At 62.2% G+C, this 2,652-nt stretch carries 3 protein-coding genes and 1 pseudogene; all 4 read right to left on the reverse strand.

The window, feature by feature from the left end:
- Positions 1 to 105: transposase (locus tag MAXJ12_RS38315; RefSeq protein WP_420492397.1), on the reverse strand; the 105-nt coding region annotated here is incomplete at its 3' end.
- Between the two features lie 347 nt (positions 106 to 452).
- Positions 453 to 1,235: an ABC transporter ATP-binding protein gene (locus MAXJ12_RS26265; protein ID WP_008839124.1), complete on the reverse strand. Its 783-nt coding sequence runs from the start codon at positions 1,233 to 1,235 to the stop codon at positions 453 to 455.
- Positions 1,229 to 2,296: a FecCD family ABC transporter permease gene (locus MAXJ12_RS26270; protein WP_008839125.1), complete on the reverse strand. Its 1,068-nt coding sequence runs from the start codon at positions 2,294 to 2,296 to the stop codon at positions 1,229 to 1,231. Before MAXJ12_RS26270 ends, MAXJ12_RS26265 begins: the two co-directional genes overlap by 7 nt.
- Positions 2,286 to 2,652, reverse strand: a pseudogene (locus MAXJ12_RS26275) (ABC transporter substrate-binding protein); the annotation flags it as partial. The pseudogene MAXJ12_RS26275 and the gene MAXJ12_RS26270, both read right to left, overlap by 11 nt.

Consider the following 2,652-nt stretch of genomic DNA (forward strand, 5'->3'; position numbering starts at 1 on the left):
CAGCGGGGCGATCTGCTCCCATTCCTCGTCCGTCAGATCGGACGGGTAGCGCTTGGCCTTCTTGGCGATCCGGGCCATCCGCCCACGGCTCTGTTCTGTCCACATCCAGAGCTTGAATCACAAATCGCCTCAACGCAAAACCCCAATCCGCGATTTTCCAAACGGCCTCTTAGAAAAAAGACGGAACGTATCGAGCTTTGTCGCAGACAGCAGTCGAAATAGACTCACGGTTCAGCGCGAACGCGATGGAGGCCAGATGTAGGTCACAGCAGTGTTGCGCGACTCCTTTGGATCATTTTGGTTCTTGCAAAGGGCTGGAACGGGTGGACTTGAGCCGTTGCGCGAACGGCCGATTTCGAGAGGCGCGATAAATGTCGCGAAATGGCGCTTCCCGCTCGTTCCGTTGGACGACATGGACTTGACGCGGTGCGCGCGCTGCCTTTTACTTCGCGCTACGCCGCCATCGGCGCCGGCTTTGTCACCACTGCTCCGTCTATGATCACGTGACCGATGCCGCGGGAACACATCTCGATCCGCGCGTCCACCTTGTACACCTGCCGCAACAGGGCGCTGGTGATGACATCGCGTGATGGGCCGCATGCGACGAGCCTCCCTTCGACGATGACCATCGTCCGATCGGCGAAGCGAAGAGCATGATTGATGTCGTGTAGGGCAATCAGCACCGCCGCGCGCCTCTCTCGTGCGACCGTTCGCATCAAGCTCAAGACTTCCACCTGGCGATTGAGGTCAAGCGCAGACGTCGGTTCGTCCATCAGCAGCACCTCTGGTTCGCGGACCAATGTCTGCGCGATGCTCACCAATTGCCGTTGTCCGCCGCTAAGTTCTCCGATGTTGCGAAAGGCTATGGTAGACAGGCCCAAGTCGGCAATTGTGCGGTCGATCGCGGCCAGATCCGCGGCGGTAACGCTCCAGGCCGAGTCCTGCTTGCGAGCGAGCAAGATCGATTCGTAAACGGTCAGCACAGCATTGGCGGCCGTGTCCTGCGGCATGTAGCAGATAGTATTCCGCGCCGCGGCGCGTGCGCCTTCGACTTGGATCCGGCCTGGACCTCGCAACAGCCCCGCGATACGCTTGAAAAGCGTCGACTTGCCGGCGGCATTGGGGCCGATGACGGCGACAACCTCGCCACCGGGAAGATGCGGTGTCGTAACCCCGCTCAGCACCAGCCGGTTGCCGTGGAGCGCTCCGAGATCGTCGAGTCTGACCGTCACCATGAGCGCCTCACATTCGAGAGGATGAGCGAGATGAAGAAGGGAATGCCGATGAGCGAGGTGACGATGCCGATCGGAAAAATCGTGCCTGGAATGAGCGACTTGCTGACAACCGAACTCGCCGAAAGAATAAGCGCCCCCGAGAGAGCCGAGGCAGGCAGAAAGAAGCGCTGATCCTCGCCGATCAGCATGCGGGCAATGTGCGGGCCGACCAGGCCGATGAAGCCGATCGTGCCGACGAATGCGACGGGAATGGCGGCGAGCAGGCTCACCATCATCATGGTTTCGAGCCTCAGGCGCGAGACTTTGACCCCGAAGCTTGCGGCCTTGTCTTCGCCCAACCGCAGCGCCGTCAGCGCCCAGGCGCGGCGCGCGAATATCGGAAGCGTTGCAAGAAGGATGAGGCTGGTGATGATGAGCTTGGGCCAGGTGGCCTTGGTGAGGCTTCCCATCGTCCAGAATACGACCGCGGCCAGCGCCTGCTCCGACGAAAGATACTGGACGAGCGACAACAGCGCATTGAAGGTGAATACGAGCGCGATACCGAGGAGCACGATGGTTTCGACCGTCACGCCGCGTTTGAGGCTCAGCAGGTGGATGACGAGCGCGGTCAGCATCGCAACCACGAAGGCGTTGAGCGGCACGACATACTCGATTGCCGCGGGGACGAGCGCGACGCCGAAGGCGAGCGCCAGCGCGGCGCCGAAGCTGGCAGCCGCCGAAATGCCGAGCGTGAACGGGCTTGCGAGCGGATTGTTGAGGATGGTCTGCATCTGGGCCCCGGCGACCGACAACGCTGCGCCGACGACCACCGCCATCAGCGCGACGGGAAGCCGGATCTCCCACAGCACCACGCGCACCTGAAGCGGCACGCTGCCGGGAGAAACGAGCGCCAGCACCACCTGGTCGAGGCTGTAGCTCGCAGGCCCGAGCGCAAGGTCGATGCAAAGGCTCAGGAGCAGCGCCAGGGCGAGCCCCGCGAGAATGAGTTGCTTGCGCAGGACGAGGGCGCGGTAGAGGCCACGCCCTTCTTTGGCTGACAGTGCCGTGGGTTCACTGCTCATCGGAGAGCGAGACCCAATGGCCGGGCCTGTAGTCTACCGGCAGGAACTTCTCGTGCAGCTCCTTGAAGGTGGCCTCGGCATCCAGATCCGCGAACAGGTCGGGGTGCAGCCATTTGGCCATCTGCTGAATGGCGACGAACTGATACGGGCTGTTGTAGAACTGATGCCAAATGGCGTGGATCTGTGCGTTCTCCACCGCCTTGACGCCCGTGAGGGCGGGCCGTTCCGTCAGGCCCTTGAGCTTCTTCAATGCTTCCGCTTTGTCCGCGCCCGGGCCGACGCCGACCCATTTGCCGCCCGGCACATAGGCGTCCCAATTACCGCCCGTCACAATCACCTGGTCGGGATTGCTTGCG

Source organism: Mesorhizobium alhagi CCNWXJ12-2 (assembly GCF_000236565.1).
Taxonomy (GTDB): Bacteria; Pseudomonadota; Alphaproteobacteria; order Rhizobiales; family Rhizobiaceae; genus Allomesorhizobium; species Allomesorhizobium alhagi.